Below are 26,965 nucleotides of genomic sequence, written 5' to 3'. Positions count from 1 at the left end.
CGTCGCCGGGCCGTTTTGGCCTGCGTATCCGTGATCTGCAACCAATAGGAGCGGGCTAGCGCATCTTTTGGAGGCCTTCGCTGAGGCGTCGGCGGCGCTCGCTGTTGGCGCCCAGCACCAGGGCGAGGATGCCGAGCGGGATCATGATGACCCAGGCGCTGAAGGCCAGCGTCAGCGCATGCAGGGCGGTGATGATCGCGACGATCGTGCCGACCTCGATCGGGGCCCGTTCGCGTTTCATCGAGCCGTAGATGACGGTCGCCACCGCCGCCACCAGGAGGATGCCCTCCCGGACGGGGTCGGTCTTCACCAGCACCAGGACGAGGGTCGGCCCGAAGGCCGCGACCAGCCCCGGGGTGAAGGCCGCCCGCGAGCCCAGGTCCGGCCGCCGCCGCAGCTCGATCGCCCCCACGAGCAGCACGACCAGGGCGAACGGCAACGTGTACGCCTCTGGCTGCGCCACCTGAGCGTTCTGTGCGAACAACCACCACGCGGCGATCGCCGAACCCGCGCTGGCCCAGAAGTACGCCCGCCGCTGGTTCTCGGTGTGTGTCGGGCGGCCCGCGGCGATGCCGAGGACGGCGCTCCACGCCGCGAGGAGGACTCCGACGGTGACGGGTGACTCCAGGGCGAGCGCGAGCGCGATGAGCGCCGCGAACTGGCCCGCCCATTCGACCGCGGCGGCCTCGGGCCGGGCTTCCCGCTTGGCGAACCGGGGCAGCAGCGCCGCGCCGATGATGAGGACCGCACCGACGGCGAGTACGCCGAGCGCCGTCCAGAACCGGGTGAGTCCCAGGTGCAGGCTGATCGACATCATGAACAGCTCGCCCGCGACGGCCGCACCGAGCCAGCCCAGGATGCGGGCCAGCTGCGTCTTCCCGCCGAGCGCGGCGGTCGCACCGACGGCGACCGCGCCGCCGAAGGTGAAGATCGTCATCTCCGGGGTCGCCAGCGCACCGGCGAGCCCGGCATTCCCGCCGATCAGTCCCATGAGGACGATCGCCACGCGCGCCGTACGCAGGGAGCGGTCGCTCTCCGCCTCGGTGGGCGGTTCGGTGAGCGCTACGCCCAGCATGCACACGGTGAACACGGTCAGCCCCGCGAGGACCGCCGAATTCCAGCTCAGGCGCATGGCGTACGGGATGATGAGCAGTGCCAGCGCGAAGACCGGCGTGACCCGGGCGACGGCACGGTTGGCCCCGCCGCCGAAGCCGATCGCGGCCAGGCCGGCGGCGGCGGTGAGCAGCAGGGCGGTCAGCGCGGCGCTGGGACCGGTCGCGGACGCCGCGTTCGCGGTGGCCTCCGGTACGCCCTCCCAGATGTGCCCGATGGTCTGGAACGGTTTGGTGAGCGCGGCCACGAGTAGCGGCCAGAGCGCGACGATCGCGAGCAGGGCCGGGAGCGCCGCGGCGGCGAACGCGCCGGCGGCCGGATAGTCGGGCAGCCGCCAGCGGTCGCGCGCCTGGCTCCAGAGCCTCGACAGCGGGCGTTCCCGGGTGACGGTGGGCGCACGCAACAGTTCGGACAGAACCGCCAGCAATACCGCCGTGGCGGCGAAGACGCCGGTGGGCCGCGGACCGGTCACCTCGCCGATCGCGATGGCGGTCCCCGCGACGCTGACGCCGACGGTGACCCAGCCGAGGTAACCGGCGATGACGTTCCGGGCCGCACCGGCCAGCGCGAGTCCTACTGAGACGGTCGCGAGGGCGGCGGTCAGCACGATCTGCCGGGTGTCGGACCGTCCCCCGTGGACCATGTACGCCAGGACCGCGACCGCCGCCGGGGCGGCGAGCAGGACGCCGACCGCGCCGATGCCGCCGACCGTGCCGAGGTGCGACGTCCGGCGGTCGCCCGGCGCCATGTCCGCGTTCTGATACGCCGCCAACGCCAGGACGACCAGGCTCACCAACCCCAGTACGCCCAACGCCGCCGCCGTCGTCCAGGGGCGTACGAGCGCCGCCCCGACGGCGTAGAACGCGAGCGCGATGGCGACCGCGATCCGGGCGTACCCGGCTCGGGGGTCCTTGGCGACCGGCGCCGAGATCGCGTACGCGGCCGCGATGAGCAGCCCGAGGACGACTGGGGACCACCACTGCCAGTGCAATGCGGCCGGGGTGCCGACGGTGGCCAGGCCGACGCAGACGGCCGCGGCGTCGTAGTTGCGGGGCCGGGGCATTCCGATGGCCGCCGCGCCCGCGAGCGCGAGCAGCGCGAGCGGCCCCTGCCAGCCCAGCTCCGACTCGGTCACCGCGGTCGAGGCGAGATCACCGCTCCACAGTCCACCTTCGACGGTGACGGCTTGGAGCCCGCCGATCAGCGCCGGGTACCCCGCGATCAGCAGCACCACCAGGCCCGCCGCGCTGGCGCCGAGCACCGGCCCGCGCCGCCAGTCCGGTGGCATCGACCGGATTCCGGCCGCCGCCGCGAGGACCATCAATGCCGCGGCGACCAGCCAGCTGTCCGGTAAGACGAGGGACACCCCGCGGGTGACCGCCGCGATCGCGCCCGCGACCACCATGGCGGCGGCGTAGTCGGCCCCGTCGTACATGCGGTCGGCCCGGATGCCGGTGTCGATCGACGAACTCAGGATCAACAGCACCGCCGCGACCAGCAGTAAGGTCGCGACCAGCGTGTCGGCGAACCCGGCGCCCTCGGCTCCGAACGTCGCCAGCGTGATGACCAGCGCGCCGAGGCCGCTGCCGATCGCGATCGGCAGGCCGATCTCGCGGTGTGCCACCTGACGGATCGCGACGTAGCCGAGGGTGCCGCTGGCGGTGAGCGCCGCCGCGATCAGCGGCACCGACGGCAGTACGCCCGGCGCCAGCGTGACGATGGTGGCGGCGACGGCAGACGGCGCGGCGAAGGCCGCGGCTCCGGCGCAGGTGTCGCCGATGATCTGGGTGACCGGCCGGCGTGGCACCGGCCGGCCGGCCCGCGCCTCCGGGGTCGGCAGGACTCGCTGCGCGAGCGCGAGGATCACCCCGGCAGACGTGATCGCGGCGAGCACTCCGGCCGACGCGCCCGGCGCGTTCAGCGAGGCGAGGATCGCCACCAGGCCGACCGCCGCTGCTGCGATCGCGTGCGCCCGAGCGGACCGTGGGGTCGTCGCGCCGAGCCCACCGCCCGGAATCGCCCGCTGCGGTTCGGGCGCGCCGAACCATTGGTCCGCCAACTTCCCGCTCCGCGGTGCGAGGAACCGGGTGAACACGTTCTGGGAGCGCGGATCCGGCTGAACCGGCGGCGGCTCCTCTTCCTCCACATCGGATGTCAGCGGTCGCTCGGGCCGGGACGACACCTGCACTGATCCGACTCCGATGCCGACCGCCGCGATGCCGATCGCGACGGCCGTCAGCACCCACAGCGTGGCCGACGGGGTCAGCAGCAGCGACGCTGGCGCGGCCAGCCCGGCCAGGGCCGCTCCGCCCACCGCGACCTCGCGACGGAACGACGGCGGCAAGGCCAGCCCGGCCGCGACGGCGGCGAGCGCGACCGTCCCTACCAGCGACGGGCCCGCGCCCGAACCGGCACTGTGCAGGATCGCCTGGTACTCCTCCGGCGTACGGCCACTCCAGATCGGCAGACCCGCGCGGATCGGCCCGAGCGCGGCGCGCAGCGCCTGACCCAGAACGAACGCGCCGACGGCGGCTACGGCCACTGTGGACGCGATCTGCGGTCCGCGTCGCGCCGACGCCGGGATCACCCGGATCGCCAGTCCAGTCACCACCAGCGCGCCCGCCAGCACGAGCAGCGTCTGCCCCGGCGCGGCCAGTGCCGCCACCCGGCCCGCCACGACGATCCAGGCGAGCGTCAGCGCACCGGCGGCGACGTCCGGCAACGGCTTGGTCCGCAGCATCAGCGCGCCGAGCAGCCCGACCGCGCACGAGAGCAGCAGCATCGCCCCACCGCGCGCGGCCGATGGCGCGTCGGTCGCCTGCCAGGTGGCCACCAGTCCATAGGAGACACCGGCCAGCACGGCCACGCCGTGCAGGCCCCAGGCCAGCTCGCGCAGCCAGAAACTCGACCACGCGCCCTCCAGCACCTGCGGGTGGCGGATCGGGTGCTCGCCGCCGATCTGGAGCGGCTCGCGGTGCGACAGCTCTACTGCCCGCGCGACCATCGCGTTGCCCAAGGCCAGGACGGCGAAGATCAGCGCCAGGCCGGCTGGGCCTTTGATCCAGTCGTACGCCAGAAGCGGCAACACGGGCTGGAAGAACAGCACGACGCCGTACCGAGCCGAACTGAGCAGGGTGACGCGGTGGATCACGAGAGAGACGAGGGCGGTGACGGCGAACACCGCTCCGGCGATCTGCGACCAGGACGCCGCCGCGGTGGCGATCGGGGGCAGCTGGGCCAGGAGGTATCCGTCCACCGGCAGGAGCAGCAGCCCGACCGTGGTCAGCGTCTCCGCCGTCGACACCAGGCGTACGCGGATGAGCAGGAACGCCGAGACGAGCATGGCGACCGTGACGAGGCTGAGGACGAGCAGGCCGCCCCCGGCGCGCAGACCGCTGGCGAAGGCGGCGTACACGACGGCGGCGACGCCGATCATCAGTCCACCCAGGACCAGCAGAACGTTCTGCACCGTACGCGGCGAGGTCTCCGGCGGCGGGGTCTGCAACGGCGCGACCCGCTGCCGGGGAGCACCCGGCGGACGGCCGCCGGCGGCGGCCCCGGCCGGGCGCGAAGTCGCCGCGCCGGGTGGGCGGCTGGGCGTACCACCGGATGGGCGACCAGGCGCAGCCTTCTGCCCTGGCGAAGTCGTCTGGGTCGCCGAGGTGGTCGGGGTCGTCTGGGGCGTAGTGGGCGCGGCGGCCGGCTCCGCGGACTTGCGCCCGAAGCGCCGCTGGCGCGGAGCCTGCGCCTTGGCCTGCTGCTTCTGGACGGCATGCGACAGCAGGTTGCGCTGGTGCATCGCGGCCTGGAGCTGCTGGCTCAGCTTCTTGCGCTGGGAGACCAGCCCCATGTCCTGCGTGTTCAGGTCGGAGATCGCCTTGTTGACCCTGGCGAGCTCGGCCTCCAGCACTTCGGCGGTGTTGCCGCAGTGCGGGCAGCGCTGGAGGGGATCCCGCAGCCTGCCACACATCGAGCATGGGGACTGTTCCAAGGGAACACCTCCGAAGCGGTCATGCCGGTTGAAGCCAGCATGCCCGGTCTTAGCGAGGGCTGTACAGTCCCTTTTAGCCATGAATGCGACAGAGCCGCCCCACAATCTGGGGGGCGACTCTGCGCTGAGTGATCAAACTGTTACCGGTGGCGCACCGTTCAGCCGACGGCCGGACGGCCGAGACCGCGATAAGTCCAACCGGCCGCCGTCCACGTCGCGGCGTCCAGGCAGTTCTTGCCATCGATGATCTTGCGCTGACCGGCCAGCGCGCCGAGCGACACCGGGTCGGCGTTGCGGAACTCCGCCCAGTCGGTCAGTACGCACACCAGCTCGGCCTCGGTGACCGCCTCGGCCAGCGACTTCTCGTACGCCAGCTCCGGGTGCACCTTGCGGGCGTTCTCGGCGCCCTGCGGGTCGTAGACGCGCACGTCGGCCCCGGCCTCGGCGAGCATCCCGGCGACCGCGAGCGCCGGCGAGTCCCGGACGTCGTCGGTGTTGGACTTGAACGTCGCGCCCAGCACGGCGATCCGCGCGCCCGACAGGTCCGGACCGGCCGGGCCCGGCCGGCGGCCGAGCAGCTCGGCCGAGAGCTGGACGACCTTGGCCCGGCGGCGCAGGTTGATCAGGTCGACCTCGTGCAGGAACCGCAACGCCTCGCCCGCGCCGAGCTCCTGCGCGCGGGCCTGGAACGCCCGGATGTCCTTCGGCAGGCAGCCGCCGCCGAAGCCGACGCCCGACTGGAGGAACCGGTTGCCGATACGCGGGTCGAAGCCGAGCGCGCGAGCCAGGTGCGTGACGTCGCCGCCGGCGACCTCGCAGACCTCGGCCATGGCGTTGATGAACGAGATCTTGGTGGCCAGGAAGGCGTTGGCCGCCACCTTGACCAGCTCGGCGGTCGCGAAGTCGGTCGCCACCACGGGAACCTCACGGTCCTCGGTGGAGGCGAGGTCGAAGACGCCCTTGTGCGCGGCGTGCAGCATGGCGGTCGCCCACTCGGTCTTCGCCGCCCACACGATGCGGTTCGGCCGCATGACGTCGTCGGCGGCGTAGCCCTCCTGCAGGAACTCCGGGCTCCAGGCGACCTCGATGCCCAGCTCCGGGTCGGCGTGCTTCTCGACGAGGCGCTCAACCCACTCGGCGGTGCCGACCGGGACGGTGGACTTGCCGACGATGAGCGCCTTGCGGGTCAGGTTCTGCGCCAGGGGCACCACGGCGGACTCGACGTAACGCAGGTCCGCGCCCATCCCGTCGAGGCGCTGCGGGGTGCCGACACAGATGAAATGGACGTCGCCGAAGTCGGCGGCCTCCTGGTAGGACGTGGTGAAGCGCAGGCGGCCGGCCGCCAGGTTGCGCTTGAGCAGCTCGTCCAGTCCGGGCTCGTGGAACGGCATCTCCCCGCGCGACAGGTCCTCGACCCGCTTGGGGTCGACGTCGACGGCCAGCACCTCGTAGCCGAGTTCGGCGTAGCAGATCGCGTACGTGGCGCCGAGGTAGCCGACGCCGATGAAGGTCAGCCGTGGCCGTGCGGCACCCGAGGGCGGAGTGACTGTGACCGTCGGCACATACGTGCCCTGAACTGGGTTCGTCACGCCTTCATTCTCCCGTCTCCAACATCACACTGCATCGCTAGACGTCGCGAGGAACGCCGAAAGTTGCCGTTTTCCAGGCCGTTGCGAGCGTACGCCCGCCCCGACGCCCGAGGAAGCCTACGGGACGGGTGGGTTCGCCGGAAACCTGAGTCCTCGTTTAGGCTAGTGGCGACCAAGCTACCCACGAGTAACAGAAGCAAACCCCTTGGGAAGACCTCACGGAGGCATCGTGTCGTTCGATCTCTACCAGCTCTCCGAGGAGCACGTCGCCATCCGCGAGGCCGTGCGCGACCTGTGCGCGGACAAGGTCGCCCCGCACGCGGCCGCCGCCGACGAGACCGGCGAGTTCCCGCAGGCCAGCTATGACGCGCTGCGAGCCGCCGACTTCCACGCCCCGCACATCCCGGCCGAATACGGCGGCGCCGGCGCGGACGCGCTCGCCACCGCGATCGTGATCGAAGAGGTGGCGCGAGCCTGCGCGTCCAGCTCCCTCATCCCGGCGGTGAACAAGCTGGGCAGCCTCCCGGTGATGCTCGCCGGCTCGGCCGAGCTGAAGCAGCAGTACCTGCCCGCCGTCGCCCGAGGCGACGCGATGTTCTCCTACTGCCTCTCCGAACCGGAGGCGGGCAGCGACGCGGCCGGCATGACGACCCGCGCCGAACGCGACGGCGACCACTGGGTGCTCAACGGGGTCAAGCGCTGGATCACCAACGCCGGCGTCTCCGAGTACTACACCGTCTTCGCCAAGACCTCGGCCGCGGCCGGCACCCGCGGCATCTCGGCGTTCGTCGTGGAGAAGTCCGACGCCGGAGTCAGCTTCGGCGCACCCGAACGCAAACTCGGCATCAAGGGCTCCCCGACCCGCGAGGTCTACCTCGACAACGTACGCATCCCGCTCGGCCGCATCATCGGCGAAGAGGGCACCGGCTTCGCCACCGCGATGCGTACGCTCGACCACACCCGGGTCACCATCGCCGCCCAGGCACTGGGAATCGCCCAAGGCGCACTCGACGCCGCGTTGGCATACATGCAGGAGCGCAAGCAGTTCGGCAAGCCGATCGCCGAGTTCCAGGGACTCCAGTTCATGCTGGCCGACATGGGCATGAAGCTCACCGCCGCCCGGGAGCTGACCTACTCCGCCGCCGCACGCTCCGAGCGGAACGCGCCCGACCTCACCTACTACGGCGCGGCCGCGAAATGCTTCGCGTCGGACGCCGCCATGGAGATCACGACGAACGCGGTGCAACTGCTCGGCGGATACGGCTACACGAAGGACTTCCCGGTCGAGCGCATGATGCGGGACGCCAAGATCACCCAGATCTACGAGGGCACGAACCAGGTGCAGCGGATCGTGATGGCCCGCCAACTCCTCAAGGGCGTCATCTAAAACGTACGTCTGGTGACGGAACCGGGCCGGGCGCTGAAGCGCCCGGCCCGTCGCGTACTCAGCTGCAGGCGGCGCCGTTGAGCGTGAAGCCGGTCGGGGCCGCGCTGTTGCCGGAATGGGTCGCCTGGAAGCCGATCGTGGTCGACCCGCCGGGCGCTATGGACCCGTTGTAGTTGACATTCGTCGCCGTCACCGCCCCGCTGCTGGGCGAGTAGGTCGCGCTCCAGCCCGAGGTGATGGTCTGCCCGGAGGCCAGGGTGAACTTCAGCGACCAGCCGTTGATCGCAGATGTCCCCGTGTTGGCGATGGTGATGTTGTCAGTCAGTCCGTTGTTCCAGGCGTTCACCGACTGCGTCACCTTGCAGGCGCTGGTGCCGCCCGAGGTGGGCGAGGTGGTCGGCCGGGGCGAGCTGGCGGTCGGCGTGGGCGACGTGGGGCCGCTGCCTTCGCTGACGGTGATGCTGGAACTGCCGCTGCTCTGGTAGCCCTCGGTGGCCATGATCTGGTAGTCGTGGCTGCCCAGGTTCAGGCCGAGGCTCGCCCAGGCGTTGAAGTGGTTGGCCGTGGTGATGGTGCCGCTGCTGCGGTGCGACTGCCGGACGCTCCAGTATTGGTAGAACGTCGCGGTCCCGATGATGGACGGCTGGTTGACCCGCTGAGTGCGGTAGATGTCATAAGTGCTGCCGTCAGTGGTGACGGAGCCCAGCCGGGTCGCCCCGCTGCTCGGGTTGTAGCTGCCGAAGTTCTCGACGATGTAGTACTCGATGAGCGGGTTGGTGGTCCAGCCGTAGAGCGCCAGATAGCCGTTGCCGTTCGGGCTGAAGTTGCCGGAGTAGTTCACGGTGTGGCTGGAGCCGGGCTTCCAGCCCTTGCCGACCACCATGTTGTTCATGTTGCTCCACTGGACGCTGTAGCTGCCGCCGGCGCCCAACGTCATCGTGACATTGCCGTTGTCCTTCCAGTACGAGAAGAAGTAGCCGTTGTGCGTACCGGTGGTGTTCGAGGTGACCGTCCGGTCGGCCTCGGCGTGGGCGACGCCTGACAGCATCATCGAGGCGGCGGCCAGGAGGACCGCGCCGGCTGCCGCGATGAGCGGCTTGAAGCGACTTCGTCCGCGGAGCTCCACTGGGGAGGGGGTGTCGTTCACTGCGTACGTCCCTTTCGCGAGGGGGTGGCTGGGCGGCCACCCGTCGAAGCTCGTCGATGGTGAATTTTGGGACGCCACTCTTCGCGTTGTCAATAATTTCCGGAAGTCTTTCGGAAGTAGACACGATTCCTGACGACCTGAATCACCACGGCCGCCTGGCCAATGCGGTGCCCAGGCGGCCGTAGATTTCCGAAACTTCCGGAGTGCTGCTAGACCCACTGGACGAGCTGAATGATCACTCCGTTCGGGTCGGCGACCTGGAGGAAGCGCTCGCCCCACGGCTCGGTCTGCAGCGGCGTCACGATCGGCACGCCCTCGGCCTGGATGCGGGCGTACTCGGCGTCGATGTCGTCCACGACGAGCGCGACGAGGACTCCGTGGACGTCGCCTTTCATGGTGTCCGGCCGGAAGGTCTCCAGTCCGGTACGCAGGTAGATCAGGTTGAACCCGGTGTCGGGGCGGGACAGGGAGACGAAGCCGTCGGCCGCCATGTCCTCGGTGAACCCGAAGTGGTCCTGGGCGAACTTGGCCGACGCGACGGGGTCGGCGACGTTGAGGGAAATGGCTGCGGCGGTCACTCGCATACGAGACTCCTACTCTGTACGGCGTACGTTGTACAGTGTACGACAATGCCGGGTGAGAGGATATTCCCGTGGCGACGACGGATCGCAGTAGCGGCGGCGACCCCGCGCGTACCCTCTCGTTGCTGTGGCGGGACGCCCGAGAGCCGGCGACCGGGCAGCGGGGGCCGAGACCCGCGCAGAGTGTCGACAAGATCGTCGACGCGGCGATCGCGCTGGCCGACGCGGAAGGGCTCGGCGTCGTCTCGATGCGGCGCGTCGCGCAGGCGCTGAGGGTGGCGCCGATGTCGATCTACACCTATGTGCCCGGCAAGGCCGAGCTGATCGATCTCATGCTCGACACCGTGTACGCGCGGATGCCGCGCCGCGAGCCGGCGGGTACGCAGTGGCGTGACCGGGTGACCGCGGTGGCCGACGACAATCGGGACTTGTTCGAGCGGCATCCCTGGCTGGCGGCGGTGTCGACGAACCGGCCGACGCTGGGGCCGGGCGCGATCGCGAAGTACGACTACGAGCTGCGTGCGCTCGACGGGGTCGGGCTCGACGACGTCGACCTGGATGCCGCGCTGACTTTCGTGCTCGGCTTCGTGCAGACCTGCGCGCGGGCCGCGGCCGATCTCCGGACGGCACACCAGGAGTCGGCCATGAACGACGAGCAGTGGTGGGCCGCCAATCAGCCCCTGCTGGCGAAGATGTTCGACGCCGAGCGGTTTCCACTGGCCTCCCGGGTCGGCGCGGCGGCCGGGGCAGCGCACGGCAGCGCCTACGACCCCGCGCACGCGTACGCCTTCGGGCTGGCCCGGGTGCTCGACGGGCTCGCCGTCCTCATCGAACGGCGCTCTGGCACTTAGGGTGTGCCCATGGCGATCGCCCGCTTCAAGAAAGTCACGATGGAATGCCGGGATCCCGAACGGGTCGGGGCGTTCTGGGCTGACGTGCTCGGCCGCACCTGGAAGGCGTACGACGCCGACTCCGGTGGTGTCTTCGGCCCGACTCCACGGCACACGATCTGGCTCACGCGTACCGCTGAGCCGAAGACCGTCAAGAACCGCGTCCACCTCGACGTGTACGCCCTGAGCGTGGCCGGGCTGGAGGTGCTGGGCGCGTCCATCCTGCTGCCGCAAGGCGATGGGCGTACCTGGACGGTGATGGCCGACCCGGAGGGCAACGAGTTCTGCGCCTTCGTCCGGGACGAGCTGCCTGAGGACCGGGTGGCCGGGCTGGTGGTCGACGCCGCCGATCCCCGGACGGCCGCCCAGTGGTGGGGCGACCTGTTCGGCGTGCCCGTCAAGCACAGCGACGAGGGTTGGTCGGCGGTGGAGGAGGTGCCGGACCTGCCGATGCGAAGCATCTCCGTCAACCCGGTGCCCGAGCCGAAGACCGTCCCCAACCGGGTGCGCTGGGAGATCTCCGTGCCGGCGTACGACGAGCTGGAGGCGGCCGGCGCGCGTCCGGTCGGGCCGGGCGTCTATGCCGATCCCGAGGGGAACGAGTTCGGCGTCGTCCTCCGCCGTTCGTAATCATTCCGGCATTTAGGACAGTACGCTCAGAGCCGTGGCGGGACGGCACCAACGCGATTCGTGGCCCCAGTGGCGCTGGGTGCGGTGGCTGGCCGACCGGGGCGTGTCGACCCGGTCGGTCGCCCTGGTCATCGGCGTCCTGCTGCTACAGGCCGGCTTCATCGCGAGCTACCTCGCCGCGTTCCACGAGCCCAAGCCGCATGAGATCGCCGTGGCGACCACCAACGACCAGGTCGCCCAGCAGCTCGACGGGTTGTCCGGCGACCCGCTCAAGGCAACCGTCGTCGCCGACCGGGCGGCGGCCGTCCAGCGGATCGACGACCAGGACGCGTACGGGGCGTATGTGGTCGGCCAGCAGAGCGACGAGCTGATCGTCGCCTCGGCGGCCGGCGTCGCCGTGGTGACCACGCTGGAGCAGATCTTCCAGCAGATCTCCGCGCAGACCGGCCGGAAGTTCACGGTCACCGACGTCAAACCGCTGCCCAGCGGCGATCCCCGCGGCCTGTCCGGGTTCTACCTCGTCGTCGGCTGGACCGTCGGCGGGTACCTGGTCGCGTCGGCACTGAGCGTCAGCCTCGGCGCGCGTCCCTCGACCCGGCAACGGGCGGTCGTCCGCCTCGGCGCACTGGCGGCGTATGCCGTCGTCTCGGGCATCGTGGGCGCCTGGATCAGCTACGCGATCGTCGGCGGGATGCCGCACCACTACGTCGGGCTGGCCGCGCTGGGCGCGCTGCTCGTCTTCGGGGTAGGTGCGGCCACCATGGCTTTGCAGGTGGTCTCCAGCATCGTCGGCATCGGGCTGGCCGTGCTGCTGTTCGTCATCCTCGGCAACCCCAGCGCCGGCGGCGCGTACGCCTGGCCGCTGCTGCCCGGCTTCTGGCGGGCCATCGGCCCCTGGCTGCCCCCCGGGGCGGGGCTGTCGGCGTTCCGCTCCATCGTCTACTTCGGAAACTCGAAGCTGCTGATGCCGTTGCTCGTGCTCGCGGCGTACGCCGTCGTCGGGATCGTCGCCACGATGCTGCTCGCCGGACGGCGACCGCACCTCGCGGCCGAGATCGACGGGTTCGGCACTACCTAGAAATACCCGGAACGATCGGTCGTCCCGGGTATTTCAGGCGTCGGGGCTCAGCGGCTCGGCGGCGGTCCCCACGGCGAGGCAGGCGTCTCCGTCGTGGTGCCGGCCGGGCTCACCGGAGTGAACGAGCTGGTGGACTCCGTCGTGGTGGCGCTGGCGTCGGCGGTCATGACCGCCGGGACCGGAGTCGCCGTCCAGTCGGTCGTCGTGGTCGTGGTCGCCGTCGCGTCGACCGTCTCGGTGCCCGGCCAGACCCGCCAGCGCCCACCGCTGAACACCGCTATCAACAGCACACCGCCGAGCACCGGGATGATTCCCGACTTCAACGGCGTGATCGTCATGACGTCATGACCGAGGACGTCCTTCTGGACCCGGTCGAACACGTCCACGCCGGTCTTCGGCGCAAAGATCAGCAGCGCGGAGCTGCCGAGGTACAGCAGGGCGACAAGCAGGGGACCCACCGGGGAGACCCGGAGGGAGGCGATCAGGCCCACGATGAGGCCCGCACCGACCAGAACGCCCGCACCGAGCAGCACCTTCGAGGAATATCCCGTCGGCGCGCCCGCCGTGTACACCTCGCCCATGACAGTCTGGCCGAAGGCCACGACCGCCCACGCGAGCGGAGCGATGACTACTCCGGCGATCAGACTCCATAAATGACGCATGTGAGGCACCCTATAGATTTCCGGCCGCCCCGCAACCCAGCGAATCCTCAGGCTCTAGCCTGAGCAGCGTGAACGACACCGCCCCCGGCCGGCCGACGGCGTACTCCCAGATAACGCTGAGCCGCATCATGACCGCCCTGGACGTCAACCTCTACGGCACCGTCCACGGCGGCGTCATCATGAAGTTCGTCGACGACGCGGCCGGCGCGGCCGCCGCCCGCCACTGCGGGTTCAACGCGGTCACCGTCGCGATCGACGAGATCGAACTCCTGGTCCCTGTGCGGGTCGGCGACCTCGTCCACGCCAAGGCCCAGGTCAACTGGACCGGCGTCACGTCGATGGAGATCGGCGTCACGGTGCTCGCCGAGCGCTGGAACGAAGCCGGTCGCACGCCGGAACGGGTCGCGACGGCGTACCTGGTCTTCGTGGGCGTCGACGCCGAGGGCAAGCCCCGCGTGGTGCCGCCGGTGCAGCCCGAGAGCGACACCGACCAGCGGCGCTTCCAGGAGGCGATCATCCGGCGGGAACACCGCCTCGCCCGGCGCCGCGCGATCGCTCAGCACCGCGCCCCCCACCTCGACTAGCTCCGCAGGCGGTCCTGCAGCGTCGCGTCCTTCTGCTCCACCAGCTCGATCAAATCCCGCTGGTACGCCTCGATGCGGCGCTGCAAGGCCGGATCGCTCGCGGCCAGCACGCGTACGGCGAGCAGGCCGGCGTTGCGGCCGCCGCCGATGGAGACCGTGGCGACCGGAATGCCGGCCGGCATCTGCACGATGGACATGAGCGAGTCCATGCCGTCCAAGTGCTTCAACGGCACCGGTACGCCGATCACCGGCAACGGCGTCACCGAGGCGACCATGCCCGGCAGCGCGGCGGCCCCGCCCGCGCCCGCGATGATGACCTGGATGCCCCGGCCGGCCGCGGCCTGCCCGTACTCGATCATCTTGACCGGGGTGCGGTGGGCCGAGACGACGTGCGCCTCGTAGGTCACGCCGAACTCGTCGAGCGCCTCGGCCGCCGGCTGCATCGTCGGCCAGTCCGAGTCGCTGCCCATGATGATCCCGACCTGGACCGTCACTTGGGTTCCTCCCCGTAGGTCAGCCAATGGGCGGCGCGCGCGGCCCGAGCCCGAGTCTGCGCGAGATCGTGGCCGAGCGCGGTCACATGGCCGATCTTGCGGCCGGGCCGGACCTGCTTGCCGTAGAGGTGCACCTTGACGCCGGGCTCGGCGGCGAACAAGTGGTGCAGGCGCTCGTCGATCGGCATCCCGCCGTCGGGGCCGCCTAGCACGTTCGCCATCACGACCACGGGCGCGGCGGCCGAGGTGTCGCCCATCGGGTAGTCCAGGACGGCCCGCAGATGCTGCTCGAACTGGCTGGTCCGGGCGCCCTCGATGGTCCAGTGCCCGGAGTTGTGCGGGCGCATCGCCAGCTCGTTGACGCTGAACCGGCCGTCCGCGTCGACGAACAGCTCGACGGCGAGCATGCCGACGACACCCAGCTCGGTCGCGATCCGGATGCCCAGCTGCTGGATCTCGGCGGCCTGCTCCTCACCCAGCCCGGGGGCGGGCGCGAGGACCTCGACGCAGATCCCGTCCTCCTGCACCGTCTCGACCACCGGGTACGCCGCGACCTGCCCGAACGGCGATCGGGCGACCTGGACGGCGAGTTCCCGATCGAGGGTCACCTTCTCCTCGACGATCAGCTCGACGCCTTGGGCGAGCAGCTCGGCCGCCGGCTCCGGGCCGGTCAGCACCCAGACGCCCTTGCCGTCGTAACCGCCGGTCGCGGCCTTGCCGATGATCGGCCAGCCGACCTCGTCGCCGAAGTCGCGCACGTCCTCGATCCGGTTCACCGGCCGCCAGCGCGGCATCGGTGCGCCCATCGCGGTCAGGCGTTCCCGCATCAGGCGCTTGTTCTGGGCGTACTGAAGCGCGTCGGCGGAGGGGTAGACGGCCACCCCGTCGGCGGCCAGCGCCCGGATGTGCTCCCCCGGGACGTGCTCGTGATCGAAGGTGACCACGTCGCAGCCCTTGGCGAAGTCGCGCAACGCGGCCAGGTCGAGGTGTGAGCCGACGTGCACGTCCGCCGCGACCAGGGCGGCGCCGTCGTCGGGTGAGGTGGCCAGTACGCGCAACGACTGGCCGAGGGCGATCGCCGACTGGTGGGTCATGCGGGCGAGCTGTCCGCCGCCGATCATGCCGACCACCGGCAGTCCAGTCCGGGTGTCCATCGCGCGCAAGCCTACCGACCTGCCCCTTCACCCCTCCGCCTGGGCTCCGCCCCGCCCACCCCCGATAGGTGCAGAGCACGGTTATGCATGCTTCCCGTGCCGGATTTGGCATGCGTAACCGTGATCTGCAGCCCAAAGGGGGCGGGCGTCAGCTCGAAGGGGGCGGGCGTCAGCTCGAAGCGGTCAGCGGCGCGGGCGGCGCGAGGGCTTGCGCCCGGCGGGCGTACGCGCAGCCCGCAAGGGCTGAGCGAAGGCGAGCACGACCGGCGTACGCCGATCCCCGAAGGGGTCACCTGTCCCGAGGGCGCTCACGAGGTCGGGTGTACCCGGTCCGGCCCAGCCCCACAGTCCGGTGGGTCCGACGACGGCGCAGCCCGCGAGCTGGGCGTACTCGGCTTCGGTGAGGACTTTGGCGAGGGTGTCGAGCACTTCTTGGGCGACGTCGTCGCCGTATCGGGGCGGCCCGGTGACGCCGATCCGGCCCGCTCCGGCCGCCGCGTCCCGAGGTGGGCGTACGGCCCGCATCGGAGCGGTGACGAACCGGTCGGCCAACCGGGCCAGGCGGAGTCGTCCGCAGAACGCGGCCATGATCGCCCGACTCCCGGAGCCGTACGCGATCGCCGACTGCGCCAGCCAGGGCGGCTCGCCGGTCAGCGCTGAGACGCAGCGGGCGGCGATGCCCGGGGTGATCTCCCAGACCGGGCGCACCCGGCCCTGCGTGACGGCGACCGCCTTCGCCGAGACGAGGACGTACCAGGGTTCGGTCGCACCCGACGCGGTCTCGGCGACGTACCAGGCGAGCTTCTCCGGCAGCGGATCGCCGGGTTGCAGGATGTCCGTCTCGACGGGCGTACGCCGCCAGGTCCGCCCGCCCGCCACGACGTCGTCGGGCGGCGGCTCGGCCGGCGTCGCCGGAGCGTGCCGCGCCAGCCAGTACGCCAGGACATGCCGCCGGAACAGCGCTTCGGCCGCCGACGGGTCACCGTCGAGCAGGGCCCCGAGCTGGCCGACCGCCGCGACCGAGGGCGCGCCGTGCAGCACGGAGGCCGCGAGATCCGGGCCGATCCGCCGCAGCACGTCCGCAGTGGACGGAGGCGGCGCGACCGGCGGCATGGACACGGCCAGCTCGGACCAGTCGGCGTCGGCGGCCGCGTCGCATCGGGGAAACCGCAGCTCGACGCCGTATCGGCTGCCCACCCGGTCGGCGAGCCGGGCCAGGTGCGTACCGGGCGGGGCGGCGTCCAGCAACGCGTCGATCTCCCCCGCGACGCGCCGCGCCGTGTCCCAGATCAGGTAGCTCTCCAGGTCGGGCAGCGGTTCACCGACGTCGGCGACATATTCGGCGAGATCGAGCTTGCCGGCCAGCGGCGCCTGCGCCGACTCGGCGATCACCTTCACGGGGATCTCCGCGGCCTCGGTCGCGCCATAGACGGCCGCCGAAACCGGGCCCTGCGTCAGGCGTACCCCTAGGCGTCCTGGAGTGATCGCCCACCGCAGCGCCATGCGCGCGGACATCGCCCGCGGTCTGCGCGAGACCGCGGGCGTGTGGTCGGTGACCTCGATGTCCAACGCGAGGACCTGGCCGGGAAGCACGCGACGCAGGGCGGTGTAGAAGGTCCGGTCGCTCGCGTCGCACGCGCCGGTGTCGAGGAAATCGGCCACCACCTGCTGGTCCGGGACCGCGGGCACGCCGGCCGCGAGCAGGGCCTCGGGCTCCGAGGCCACCAGAATGCCGGTCACGGTCTGTGCGTAGTAGAGCGGCGGCCCGTCACCGTTGCGAGCCAGCATGAGGCCATGGCGCTTCGGATCACGCAAGATCAACGCGTAGGGGTCCGGACCGCCGAGCAGCCCGCTCGGGCCTTTCTGGCGATACGCCGAAAGCAGCGCGCTGAGTTCGGCGACGCCGTCGACGACCGCGACACATCCGTCCAGTTCATGGACGATGGGCAGGGCGGCCCGGACGATCAGGGTCGCCGAGCCGGCGCGGTGGCGCGCGACGTCGGAGCCACGGGCGGCGAGCGCGTCGGCGAGCGCGTCGGCCGCGCTCGGAGGACAGGAGATCAGTGCGCCTAGGCCGGCCATGCGCCCGATGCTATCCGGCTATTCCGACATAGCCGGATAAGTGGCCCCTATACGGTAAGTACTGTCGACAAACCGACAGGGTCGGTGACCGGCCGATCGCAGACGAACCCACGGCACACGTACGCCGCCGGCCGGCCCTCGATCAGGGGACGCCCGTCGAGCAGCGGCACCCCTGGCCGGTCGGGTTCGCCGACCACGAGGACCGCACCGCCCGGCGCGTTCCGGATCGCCGCCCGAGTGAGTTCGATGGCCTGGTCGGCGTCGGGCGTGGCGATCGCGATCTCGACCGGGCCGCTGAGCAGCGCCTCGGCCGCGGCGGCGCTGTATCCGGCGAACCGGGGATGCTTGGCGATCACCTCGGCGACCTGGCCGAGGATCTCCGCGGCCCGGTCGCGATAGGACGGCTCACCCGACAACGCGTGGTACGCCAGTAAAGCGCCGGCCAACGCGGAAGCCCCACTGGGCGTGGCGTTGTCCGTGGGGTCGGCGGGCCGGGTGACCAGCCGCTGCGCGTCCACCGCCGTGTCGAACACCCGACCGTCCTCGACGAACTTCGCCAGCGCGGTGTCGACGAGCGCACCGGAGCGCTCCAGCCAGACCGCCGCCCCGGTGAGCTGATGGATCAAGGCGAACGCCTCGGCCACACAGCCATAGTCCTCCAGTACGCCGGCCGGCTCCCCCACGATGCCGTCGAGCGACACCCGCCGGAGCCGGCCGTCGGCGTCGACGTGCCGCTCAGCCAGCAGCGTCGCCGCCCGTTCGGCCCGGTCGGCCGCGTCGCCGGGGTCTTCGCCCAGCGCCTCGGCGACTCGGGCGTACTCGCCGATCGCGGTGATCGTCAGCGCGTTCCAGGCCGCCACCACCTTGCCGTCGATCGCGGGTTGCGGACGGTCCTGCCGAGCGGTGAAGAGCTTCGCCTTGACCTGTCGCCACCGATCGCGTACGGCTTGGTCGGCGTCGTCGACGTCCCGAGCCAAGGTCAGCACGGTGGCCCCGTGTTCGAAGTTGCCGGCCGCGGTCACCCCGAAGACGTCGGCGGCGAACCGGCCGTCTTCCTCGCCGAGCGCCTCGACAAGCTGGTCCGGAGTCCACACATAGGTCAGGCCCTCCACACCTTCGGTGTCCGCGTCGTACGCCGACCGGAACCCGCCTTCGGGCGTCGAGAAGTCCTGGACGAGGCACTCGTACGTCTCCCGCGCGACCCGGCCGGCCAACGCGTCCCCGGTCAGCCGCCACAGATCGGTGTAGACCCGCAGCAGCAGCGCGTTGTCGTAAAGCATCTTCTCGAAGTGCGGCACCACCCAGTGGCCGTCGACCGCGTACCGGTGGAAGCCGCCGCCGACCTGGTCATAGATCCCGCCCCGGGCCATCGCCTCGGCAGTGTGCTGGACGACCTCCAGGACGTCCTTGTCACCGGTCCGCTTGTAATGCCGCAGCAGGAACAGCAGCGCCAGGTGCGGCGGAAACTTCGGTCCGCCCTCCCCGAATCCCCCGTACGCGACGTCATGCGCGGCCACCAACCGCTGAGCCGCCTGCGCGAGCAGGTCCGGTGTGATCGGCGTACCGCCCGCGCCGCCCAGCCGCTGCGGCGCAATCGCCTCGACCACCGCCGCACCCTGCCGCAGCACGGCGTCACGCTGATCCCGCCACGCCTCGGCGACCGCGTCCAGCAGCCGGTCGAAGTTGTCGCGCGGGAAGTAGGTCCCGCAGAGGAACGGCTCACCGTCCGGCGTGGCGAAAACGGTCATCGGCCAGCCGCCCTGCCCCGTCATCGCCTGCGTAGCCGCCATGTAGACGGCGTCGACGTCGGGATGCTCCTCCCGGTCCACCTTGATCGCGACGAAGTTCGCGTTGATCTTCGCGCCGATCACCGGATCCTCGAAGGACTCGTGCGCCATCACATGACACCAGTGGCAAGCGGCGTACCCGACCGAGATCAGCACCGGGACGTCCCGGTCCCGGGCCTCGGCGAGAGCCGCGTCGGACCACGGCCACCAGTCCACCGGATTGGCCGCGTGCTGGCGCAGATAGGGCGAAGTCGAACTGCCGAGCCGGTTCACCCCCAAACTCTCCCACGTCCGGCGGGACTCGGCGTCAGCGGACGTCCTTTCCGCTGATCAGAATAACGGAACTATACTTCTGAGAAGTATAGTTCTGTGGCTTAGCGCACGCGGCTATAGCGGATGAAGGGAATGAGATGGATAAACCAGGACACGTATTCGACCGCACGCGCGAGTGGGCCGGGCTGTCGTCCTTCGCCACGCGACCGCCTGCCCGCCCGGGCGCGACGCTGGGCGTCGTCAGCGGCCGGCGACGCCAAGGCAAGAGCTTCCTCCTCCAGGCGCTCACCGAGGCCACCGGCGGGATGTACTTCGCGGCGACCGAGGCCACCGAAGCCGAAACGCTCCGGCTCTTCGGTGACGCACTCGCCCGGTTCACGCGGGCAGGCTGGGACTCCGCGGCCCAGGACTGGAACGGAGCCATCAGGCAGATGTTCCAGTCCATTCGCGACCAGCCGACTCTGGTGGTAATCGACGAGTTCCCCTTCATCACCCGCGTGTCACCGGCCCTGCCGTCGATCATTCAGCGGGAGCTCGGTCCCGGTGGCAGTGGGCAGGAAAGTTCGGTACGCCTGGTGCTCTGCGGCTCGGCGATGTCGGTGATGGGCGGCCTCCTGTCCGGCCAGTCGCCCTTGCGCGGCCGAGCCGGCCTGGAGCTTGTCATCCAGCCGTTCCGCTACCGCGACGCGGCCGAGTTCTGGGGCATCACCGATCATCGCCTGGCGGTCCTGGTCCACTCGGTCCTGGGCGGCACTCCCGCCTACCGGTACGAGTTCACTCAAGGAGATGCGCCCGCCGGCCTCGACGACTTCGACCCCTGGATCATCCGGACGGTCCTGAACCCGCAGACTCCCCTCTTCCGCGAGGCGCGATATCTCCTGGCCGAGGAGACGGACATCCGCGACCCCGCGCTCTACCACTCGGTATTGGCCGCCATCGCCACCGGCAACACCACGAACGGCGGCATCGCCAATTTCATCGGCCGCAAGTCGGATCAGATCACCCATCCGCTGAACGTGCTGGAGGACTGCGCCCTCATCCGCCGGGAGCCCGACCTCTTCCGTCCCGGTCGCTCGCGCTATTCCATCGTCGAACCGCTGATCACGTTCTATGAGGCGATCATGCGGAGACGCTGGTCCGAGCTGGAGATCCACCGCGGCGAGGCGGTCTGGAGCTCGATGCGTCCGACGTTTCTCACCCAGGTCGTCGGCCCGCATTTCGAGGCACTCTGCCGGGCGTACGCGATCGACAGCGGAGCGGCGCTGTTCGGCGGCTTCCCCGCCGAGGTGGGTTCCGGCGTCGTCAACGATCCGGCCAACAGAACCCAGATCGAGATCGATGTCGCAGTACTCGCGGCACAGGAATCGAACGGTTCACGACGGATTCTGTCGCTCGGCGAAGCGAAATGGGGCGAGGTGATCGGCAATCATCACCTCGATCGCCTGGCCCGGGCCCGCGAGTTGTTGACGCTCAAGGGTTACTTCACCGATGACACGGTCCTGGCGTGCTACGGGGGCGCTGGATTCACGCCAGAGGTGCTCGCCACGGCCGCGAAGGACCCCCGAGTCCTGCTGGTGGATCTTCAGCAACTGTATGCGCCGCCGCTCGAGTAGAAGCGGTCTCGAAGTTCTTGGAAAGAAATCCGCGTGGCCGTGTCGGATCGGGGCAGTGGAGTTCGTGGTACGGGTGAGAGGCCGCCCACGAGGGGCGCCACCGCGGACAAGGAACCATGATCATGAAGCTGACGACCATGACGCAGATCACCGTCGATGGCGTGGTGCAGGGAAACGGCGGGCGGAACGAGAACCGCAGCGGCGGGTTCGAGCGGGGCGGCTGGGCGCGGCCCTACTTCAACAGCGAGTCCGCGGGGTACATCGGCGAGGTCTACCAGAGTGCCGAGGCGTTCCTGTTCGGCCGCCGCACCTATGACCTCTTCGCCGGGTATTGGGGGGTCATGGAGCCGGGCAGCGGCCCGATCGCCGACGCGTTGAACACCAAGCCGAAGTACGTCGCGTCGAGCACCCTCGCCGAAGCCGACTGGGCGGACACGACCATGCTGTCCGGCGACCTCGCGGCGGCCATCCGCGAGCTGAAGGCCAAGCCGGGCGGCGACTTGCAGGTCCACGGCAGCGGCACACTCGTCCGGTGGCTGCTGGCGAACGATCTCGTCGACGAGATGCGCCTCATGGTGGTCCCGGTGATCGTCGGCCAGGGGATGCGACTGTTCCCGGAGGCCGGTCCGGACATCGCGCTCGAGCTGATCGAGTCGCGGGACTTCCCGAAGGGCATCACCCTGCAGGTCTATCGGCCGGCCGGGCAGCCGCAGTACGCCGAGTGACCCGACCGACCGAACGAGAGAGAAGAGCTGAGATGCACTACCTGGTTTCCGTCGTCGACGACACCGCCGGACTCGCGACCGACGAGGAGATGGCCGCCATCGACGTGTTCAACGACCGGCTCAAGACCGAGGGCCATTGGGTCTTCGCGGGCGGGCTCGCCGCGCCCAGCACCGCGACCGTCATCGACAACCGCGGCGGGCAGGCCATTTTCACCGACGGCCCGTACGTGGAGACGAAGGAGTACCTCGCCGGTTTCTGGGTCATCGAGGCCGAGGATCTCGATGTGGCCCTGAAGCTCGCCGCCGACGGCTCGAAGCACTGCAATCGGAAGGTCGAGTTGCGACCGTTCCTCGGCGTCGATCTGGAGTCGCTCCCCGGCCAGGGTTCCGACCAGTGACCGTGGTCGACGTCCGGGCGGCGATCACTCAGGCCCATCGTGCGCAGTGGGCTCGGGTGGTCGCCGCCCTGACTCGGCGGTTCGGCGATCTCGATGTCGCCGAGGAGGCGGCGGCCGAGGCGTTCGCGACCGCTGTCGAGCGGTGGCCGGTGGACGGCGTACCGCCGAATCCGGGCGGCTGGCTGACCACGACCGCCCAGCGCAAGGCCATCGACCGGATCCGCCGGGAGAACAAGCGCGACGACAAGCACAAGGAGGCGCAGATGGTGCTCGACGACGGACCGCCTGAGCCTCTCGGCGCCATCGAGGACGACCGGCTCCGGCTGATCTTCACGTGCTGCCACCCGGCGCTCGCGATGGAGACCCGGGTGGCGCTGACTCTCCGGATGCTCGGCGGGCTGACGGTGTCCGAGATAGCCCGCGCCTTCCTCGTCCGCGAGAGCGCCATGGAGCAGCGGATCACCCGCGCGAAAGCCAAGATCAAGGCGGCTCGCGTCCCCTATCGCGTCCCGGCCGCCGAAGATCTCCCGGCGCGGGTCTCCGGCGTACTTTCGGTCTTGTTCCTCGTCTTCAACGAGGGCTACCTGGCGACCGGCCCCGACACCGACCCCGTGCGCCACGACCTCACCGCTGAGGCGATCCGGCTCACCCGTCTCATCCGCGAACTTCTGCCGGCCGATGGCGAGGTGGCCGGGCTGCTCGCGCTGATGCTGCTCACCGAGGCCCGCCGCGCCGCCCGCATCTCGGCGAGCGGCGAACTCGTCAGCCTCGGCGAGCAGGACCGGGGGGCTTGGGACGTCGCGCTGATCGCCGAAGGCCACCGACTGGTACGCGAACGGCTGGCCGCGCGGGTGGCGCCCGGTCGCTATCAGATCCTCGCCGCGATCGGCGCCGTCCACACCTCCGCCCACGACGTACGCGATACCGACTGGTCGCAGATTGTCGCGCTCTATGACCAGCTCGTACGCCTCGACGCCAGCCCGATCGTCGCGCTCAACCGAGCCGTCGCCGTGGCCGAGTTGGACGGTCCCGAGGTCGCCCTGGCAGCCGTCGATCGGCTCGGGGACCCGTTGGGCGGCTATCACGCGTACCACGCGGCTCGGGCCGACCTGCTGCGCCGGCTGGGCCGGAGCCGGGAGTCGCGGGCGGCGTACGACCAGGCGATCGAGCTGGCGGGGAACACGGCCGAGATCGCGTACCTGACCCGTCGCCGCGACCAGTTGGGCTAGCCGACTGTCCGGATTCGCTTGACGGCGTGGATAGGGTTCGGGTCATGACGAACGGAATCGAGTCCCTCCCCCGCCGGTGAGCACGGCCCCCGAGCGCAGTGCGCTCGACCGACCGGTCTCCTGGTACGCCTACGCGCTACAGCTGCTCGACGGCACACCGACCGGCCCGGCTCCCGACGACGGCGTACGCCGTGACGCGCCGCTCCGAGAGCGTCGAGACGCCCTGACGGCCCTCCTCCGAGACTTCCTCGAAGATCCCGCGCAGTCGCCGCAAGAGTTGCACGATCGGTGTGCCGCCCTGGCGATCCGCTCGACCGATGTTTCCGAGGTGCTGAGTCGGCTTCGACTCAGCGTGGATGAGCGCACCCGTCACGCGGGCAGGTGGCTGATCCGCCACGGCACTGACAAGGGCGCGGTCCTGGTCGGGCTGGGCCTGCTGATCCGCAACGGCGAACGCGCGGACGCCGAGATCATCAAGACCATCGGGCTGCTGTGCTTCGCTGATCTGCTCGCCGTCGAGGCGCTGGCCCGGATTCGGGGCGCTGAACCGCAGCTGATCTGGCTCGCGGAACGCTCCCGGCGGCGCGTACGCACCGCGGCTGTCACCGCCCTGGCTGGTCGCCGGGCCAAGGAGATCCGGCGCTGGGTCCGGTCGACCCCGCGCGACGTGCTGACGAGCGACCTGGCCCGGAAGATCGCTGAACGGCAGGATCTGCCGGGATTGCTGGACAGCTCCGAAGTGGACGATGAGCCGTGGGATCAGGTGGCCAACCTCCTGCTCGCGATGGCCTCCACCGAGAACTACGTGTCCGAGATCCACCGGTACGCCCACACGGAAGCCGTCTACGAGCGATGGGTGGCCCTCGCACCGACCCGGCAGCCCAGTCTCGAACGGGCGGTTCTGCTGACGCTGGTCGCCGAGAATCTGCGTACGGGGTCGGCCGCGCCGGTCGTCGGCGAGGCGCGCGGTGAACTGGTCGCCCGGATCGGAGCAGTGCTCGCCGCTCCGGAATGGCGGGACATGCTCGGTGAAAACGCCGCCGAGGCCGATCCGGTCGTTGCACGGCGGGCATCTTGGGTCATCCGTCAGGGTGGACTGAAACCGGTGCCTGCCAAGGGTTTCGCCATCCGAGTGGTCGTCGGCGACCCGAGTCCCACCGGTTCTGGGCAAGTCGAAGCTCGGATCGTCGTCGACGGGATGCCCGTCGTCGCCCGGTACTTCGACAAAGGTCCGGCCGACAGCCCGGAGGGTCTGCTGACGACCGGCCGGCTGCGCGCCACCGAGGAGCCGCACGAGGTACGCCTCGCCGAGGCGTACTGCACAGAGGGCTGCTGTGGCGGGCTCTCTGTGACGATCGTGCGGGAAGGCACCGAGGTGGTCTGGCGGAACTGGCGGTCATCGTCCACTGCGGACGATCTGCCGGCCGAGGTCAGGTTCGACGCCGTCGCGTACGACCTGGAGGTAAGCCGGGCCGAGCGCGACCAGTCGTGGGAGTGGCCCGCCCGGAGCGTGGCGCGGCTGGTGATCGAGCGGCTCCGGGCCGAGCCGGAGATCTTGGGCCGATGGGACTGCCGCCCCGGGTGGTGCGCGGCCTGGCTGCGCGAATACGACACCGTACGCCTCACCTTCCAGCATCCGGCCGCCCGGTCGAGCGCTCCGACCGACCCTTCGGTGCAGTTCGGCCTGGTGATCGACCTCGACGACCGCGACCCCACGGAGGTGGCCGAGACGGTCGTCGCGTCGCTCATCGCCGGCGATCCGAAGGAGATCGCCGAGATGGTCGGCGGGACCAAGGACGGACCGGCCCGGCTCGGCCTGGTGTATCGGCCGCCCAGCCGCTGGTGACTCGTACCCGACAGCGCGGCATGTAAAGAATTCTTGACACCGTGTCAAGATCGCTTTACATTGATCGCATGCCATACGAGGAGAAGCGCGCTTGGATCATGGGCGTGGTCAGCGCGGTCGCGTACGCCGTCTACGTGGCGGTGGTCCTGGGCCGCTCGGCCGGCTCATCCCTCACCGAGGTCCCGTACGCCGGGCTTATGCTGGCGACCATCGGGGCGGCCATCGCCACGACCATCCTGGTCAGCATCGTGGCCGGGATCTTCTCCCCGCGTACGCGGGACCGCGTCGACGAGCGTGACCGCGAGATCGGTTACCTCGGCGACCGCATCGGCCAGTCGTTCATCGTCGTCGGCGGCCTCGCGGCGATGCTGCTCGCGCTGGCCAAGGCCGACTACTTCTGGATCGCCAACGTGATCTACCTGGGGTTCTTCCTCTCCGCGACAGTCGGCTCGGCCGCCAAGGTCTTCGCGTACCACAAGGCCTTCCAGACATGGTGAAACCGACCAAGGTGACCAATTCGATCCGGGCGCTGCGGTTCGCGCACGGTGAGATGACGCAGGCGGAGCTGGCCGACCGGATCGGCGTGACCCGTCAGACCGTCATCGCCATCGAGCAGGGGCGGTATTCGCCGTCGCTGGAGATGGCCTTCCAGATCGCGCGGGTCTTCGGGGTCTCGCTCGACTCGGTCTTCCATTACCCCGACGGCTCCGAGGAGGAGTGATGAAGGCAATCGTCCGCGAGCGGTATGGGTCCGCCGAGGTGCTCACCCTGCGCGAGGTCGACCGGCCCGTGGCCGGCGACAAGGAGGTCCTGATCCGCGTCGAGGCGGCCGGGGTGGATCGCGGCGCGTGGCACATGATGACCGGCGAACCGCGGGTGATGCGGCTGGTCACCGGCTTGCGGCGACCCAGGTCGTACGCGCTGGGCATGGATCTGGCCGGGGTGGTCGTGGCGGTCGGCGCGCGGGTGACGCAGTTCGCCGTCGGCGACGAGGTCTTCGGCAGCGGCACCGGCGCCTTCGCCGAGTACGCCACGGCCAAGCCGGACAAGCTGGCTCGGCGGCCGGCCGGGATGACGGCGGTGCAAGCGGCCGCCCTGCCGGTCTCGGGAGCGACGGCGCACCTGGCGACACGTACGGCGAATGTCCGGAAGGGACAGTCCGTGCTCGTCATCGGAGCCGGTGGCGGCGTCGGGGCGTACGCCGTCCAGCTCGCCCGCCTCGCCGGTGCGACAGTCACCGCCGTATGCAGCGGCGGCAAAGCGGAGTTCGTCCGTTCCCTGGGCGCTGAGACGGTCATCGACTACACGCGTACGCCGTTGTCCGGGCGCTATGACGCGATCCTCGACATCGCGGGAAACCGGCCGTTGCCGCTGCTGCGCGGTCTGCTGACGCCGACGGGGACGCTGGTACTCGTCGGTGCGGAGAACGGTGGCGCCGTCTTCGGCGGACTGAGTCGTAACCTCCACGCGAAGGCACTCGACCCATGGGTGAAGCAGCGCCTCAAGGCTCCCCTCTCGATCGCCCGGACCGAGGATCTGGAGCACCTCGCCGCGCTCTTCGCCGCAGGTGACCTGGTCGCGCCGGTCGACCGGACCTATCCGCTCGCCGACGCCGCCGAAGCCATCCGGTCGTTGGAAGCGGGAAGGGTTGCGGGGAAGCTCGTCCTGGAGCTATAGTGGAATGGAACGTTCCGCTCCACGAAAATACCGGA

At 70.3% G+C, this 26,965-nt stretch carries 22 protein-coding genes; 13 read left to right on the top strand and 9 right to left on the bottom strand.

Going from position 1 to position 26,965, the window contains the following annotated elements; genetic code table 11:
• Positions 1-55: 55 nt before the first annotated feature.
• Together HDA40_RS25900 and HDA40_RS25895 are read right to left on the bottom strand one after the other, a co-directional pair.
• A complete protein-coding gene (locus tag HDA40_RS25900; protein ID WP_253760152.1) occupies positions 56-5,104 on the bottom strand; it encodes an SCO7613 C-terminal domain-containing membrane protein in 5,049 nt (1,682 codons plus the stop codon).
• 158 nt (positions 5,105-5,262) lie between these two features.
• The gene (locus tag HDA40_RS25895) at positions 5,263-6,618 is read right to left on the bottom strand and encodes a UDP-glucose dehydrogenase family protein (RefSeq protein WP_253763814.1); all 1,356 of its coding nucleotides are present in this window, start codon (positions 6,616-6,618) and stop codon (positions 5,263-5,265) included.
• 301 nt (positions 6,619-6,919) lie between these two features.
• Here HDA40_RS25895 and HDA40_RS25890 point away from each other — a divergent pair, with 301 nt between their 5' ends.
• Positions 6,920-8,080 carry an acyl-CoA dehydrogenase family protein gene (locus HDA40_RS25890; protein ID WP_253763813.1) on the top strand — a complete coding sequence of 387 codons (1,161 nt, stop codon included), beginning with the start codon at positions 6,920-6,922 and terminating at the stop codon, positions 8,078-8,080.
• A 58-nt stretch (positions 8,081-8,138) separates the two neighbouring features.
• Here HDA40_RS25890 and HDA40_RS25885 read toward each other — a convergent pair whose 3' ends face one another.
• The gene (locus tag HDA40_RS25885; protein WP_372502963.1) at positions 8,139-9,227 is read right to left on the bottom strand and encodes a glycoside hydrolase family 11 protein; all 1,089 of its coding nucleotides are present in this window, start codon (positions 9,225-9,227) and stop codon (positions 8,139-8,141) included.
• 209 nt (positions 9,228-9,436) lie between these two features.
• Positions 9,437-9,811, bottom strand: a complete 375-nt coding sequence (locus HDA40_RS25880) for a VOC family protein (RefSeq protein ID WP_253760151.1) — start codon at positions 9,809-9,811, stop codon at positions 9,437-9,439.
• 68 nt (positions 9,812-9,879) lie between these two features.
• Between HDA40_RS25880 and HDA40_RS25875 the strand changes: the two genes are divergently transcribed.
• The 3 genes from HDA40_RS25875 to HDA40_RS25865 are packed head-to-tail and all read left to right on the top strand — an operon-like array spanning position 9,880 to position 12,406.
• Positions 9,880-10,659: a TetR/AcrR family transcriptional regulator gene (locus HDA40_RS25875; RefSeq protein WP_253760150.1), complete on the top strand. Its 780-nt coding sequence runs from the start codon at positions 9,880-9,882 to the stop codon at positions 10,657-10,659.
• Between the two features lie 9 nt (positions 10,660-10,668).
• Positions 10,669-11,328, top strand: coding sequence for a VOC family protein (locus HDA40_RS25870; RefSeq protein WP_253760149.1), 660 nt, complete (start codon positions 10,669-10,671; stop codon positions 11,326-11,328).
• A 34-nt stretch (positions 11,329-11,362) separates the two neighbouring features.
• Complete coding sequence (locus HDA40_RS25865) at positions 11,363-12,406, top strand: ABC-2 transporter permease (protein WP_253760148.1); 1,044 nt, start codon at positions 11,363-11,365, stop codon at positions 12,404-12,406.
• 47 nt (positions 12,407-12,453) lie between these two features.
• On the opposite strand, the gene HDA40_RS25860 is transcribed toward HDA40_RS25865, so the two are convergent.
• Positions 12,454-13,068 (bottom strand): hypothetical protein, encoded by a 615-nt coding sequence (locus HDA40_RS25860; RefSeq protein WP_253760147.1) that lies wholly within the window; start codon positions 13,066-13,068, stop codon positions 12,454-12,456.
• A gap of 128 nt (positions 13,069-13,196) precedes the next feature.
• Here HDA40_RS25860 and HDA40_RS25855 point away from each other — a divergent pair, with 128 nt between their 5' ends.
• Positions 13,197-13,652, top strand: coding sequence for an acyl-CoA thioesterase (locus HDA40_RS25855; protein ID WP_253763811.1), 456 nt, complete (start codon positions 13,197-13,199; stop codon positions 13,650-13,652).
• Here the strand turns inward: HDA40_RS25855 and purE are convergent.
• From purE to HDA40_RS25835, 4 genes are all read right to left on the bottom strand, one after another.
• Complete coding sequence (gene purE, locus HDA40_RS25850; protein ID WP_308197766.1) at positions 13,649-14,146, bottom strand: 5-(carboxyamino)imidazole ribonucleotide mutase; 498 nt, start codon at positions 14,144-14,146, stop codon at positions 13,649-13,651. The two genes, HDA40_RS25855 and purE, sit on opposite strands and share 4 nt — an antisense overlap.
• The gene (locus HDA40_RS25845) at positions 14,143-15,300 is read right to left on the bottom strand and encodes a 5-(carboxyamino)imidazole ribonucleotide synthase (RefSeq protein ID WP_253760146.1); all 1,158 of its coding nucleotides are present in this window, start codon (positions 15,298-15,300) and stop codon (positions 14,143-14,145) included. The genes purE and HDA40_RS25845 overlap by 4 nt, the downstream gene beginning before the upstream one ends.
• Positions 15,301-15,483: 183 nt before the next feature.
• Complete coding sequence (locus tag HDA40_RS25840) at positions 15,484-17,382, bottom strand: class II glutamine amidotransferase domain-containing protein (RefSeq protein WP_253760145.1); 1,899 nt, start codon at positions 17,380-17,382, stop codon at positions 15,484-15,486.
• Positions 17,383-17,429: 47 nt separating this feature from the next.
• Positions 17,430-19,442, bottom strand: a complete 2,013-nt coding sequence (locus tag HDA40_RS25835) for a thioredoxin domain-containing protein (RefSeq protein ID WP_253760144.1) — start codon at positions 19,440-19,442, stop codon at positions 17,430-17,432.
• A gap of 137 nt (positions 19,443-19,579) precedes the next feature.
• Here HDA40_RS25835 and HDA40_RS25830 point away from each other — a divergent pair, with 137 nt between their 5' ends.
• From HDA40_RS25830 to HDA40_RS25795, 8 genes are all read left to right on the top strand, one after another.
• On the top strand, positions 19,580-21,055 hold the full coding sequence (locus HDA40_RS25830; RefSeq protein WP_253760143.1) for an AAA family ATPase: 1,476 nt from the start codon (positions 19,580-19,582) through the stop codon (positions 21,053-21,055).
• Positions 21,056-21,177: 122 nt separating this feature from the next.
• Positions 21,178-21,780 (top strand): dihydrofolate reductase family protein, encoded by a 603-nt coding sequence (locus HDA40_RS25825; protein ID WP_253760142.1) that lies wholly within the window; start codon positions 21,178-21,180, stop codon positions 21,778-21,780.
• Between the two features lie 32 nt (positions 21,781-21,812).
• Positions 21,813-22,178, top strand: coding sequence for a YciI family protein (locus HDA40_RS25820; protein WP_253760141.1), 366 nt, complete (start codon positions 21,813-21,815; stop codon positions 22,176-22,178).
• Between the two features lie 2 nt (positions 22,179-22,180).
• A complete protein-coding gene (locus HDA40_RS25815) occupies positions 22,181-23,407 on the top strand; it encodes an RNA polymerase sigma factor (protein ID WP_253763809.1) in 1,227 nt (408 codons plus the stop codon).
• A gap of 76 nt (positions 23,408-23,483) precedes the next feature.
• A complete protein-coding gene (locus HDA40_RS25810; protein WP_253760140.1) occupies positions 23,484-25,253 on the top strand; it encodes a hypothetical protein in 1,770 nt (589 codons plus the stop codon).
• 68 nt (positions 25,254-25,321) lie between these two features.
• Positions 25,322-25,750, top strand: coding sequence for a hypothetical protein (locus HDA40_RS25805; protein ID WP_253760139.1), 429 nt, complete (start codon positions 25,322-25,324; stop codon positions 25,748-25,750).
• Complete coding sequence (locus HDA40_RS25800) at positions 25,744-25,974, top strand: helix-turn-helix transcriptional regulator (RefSeq protein WP_253760138.1); 231 nt, start codon at positions 25,744-25,746, stop codon at positions 25,972-25,974. Before HDA40_RS25805 ends, HDA40_RS25800 begins: the two co-directional genes overlap by 7 nt.
• Positions 25,974-26,930, top strand: a complete 957-nt coding sequence (locus tag HDA40_RS25795) for an NAD(P)-dependent alcohol dehydrogenase (protein ID WP_253760137.1) — start codon at positions 25,974-25,976, stop codon at positions 26,928-26,930. Before HDA40_RS25800 ends, HDA40_RS25795 begins: the two co-directional genes overlap by 1 nt.
• Positions 26,931-26,965 lie beyond the last annotated feature (35 nt).

Source organism: Hamadaea flava (assembly GCF_024172085.1).
GTDB classification, from domain to species: domain Bacteria; phylum Actinomycetota; class Actinomycetes; order Mycobacteriales; family Micromonosporaceae; genus Hamadaea; species Hamadaea flava.
The sequence above is the reverse complement of the archived record's forward strand: the minus strand, read 5'-3'. Positions and strand labels throughout refer to the sequence as shown.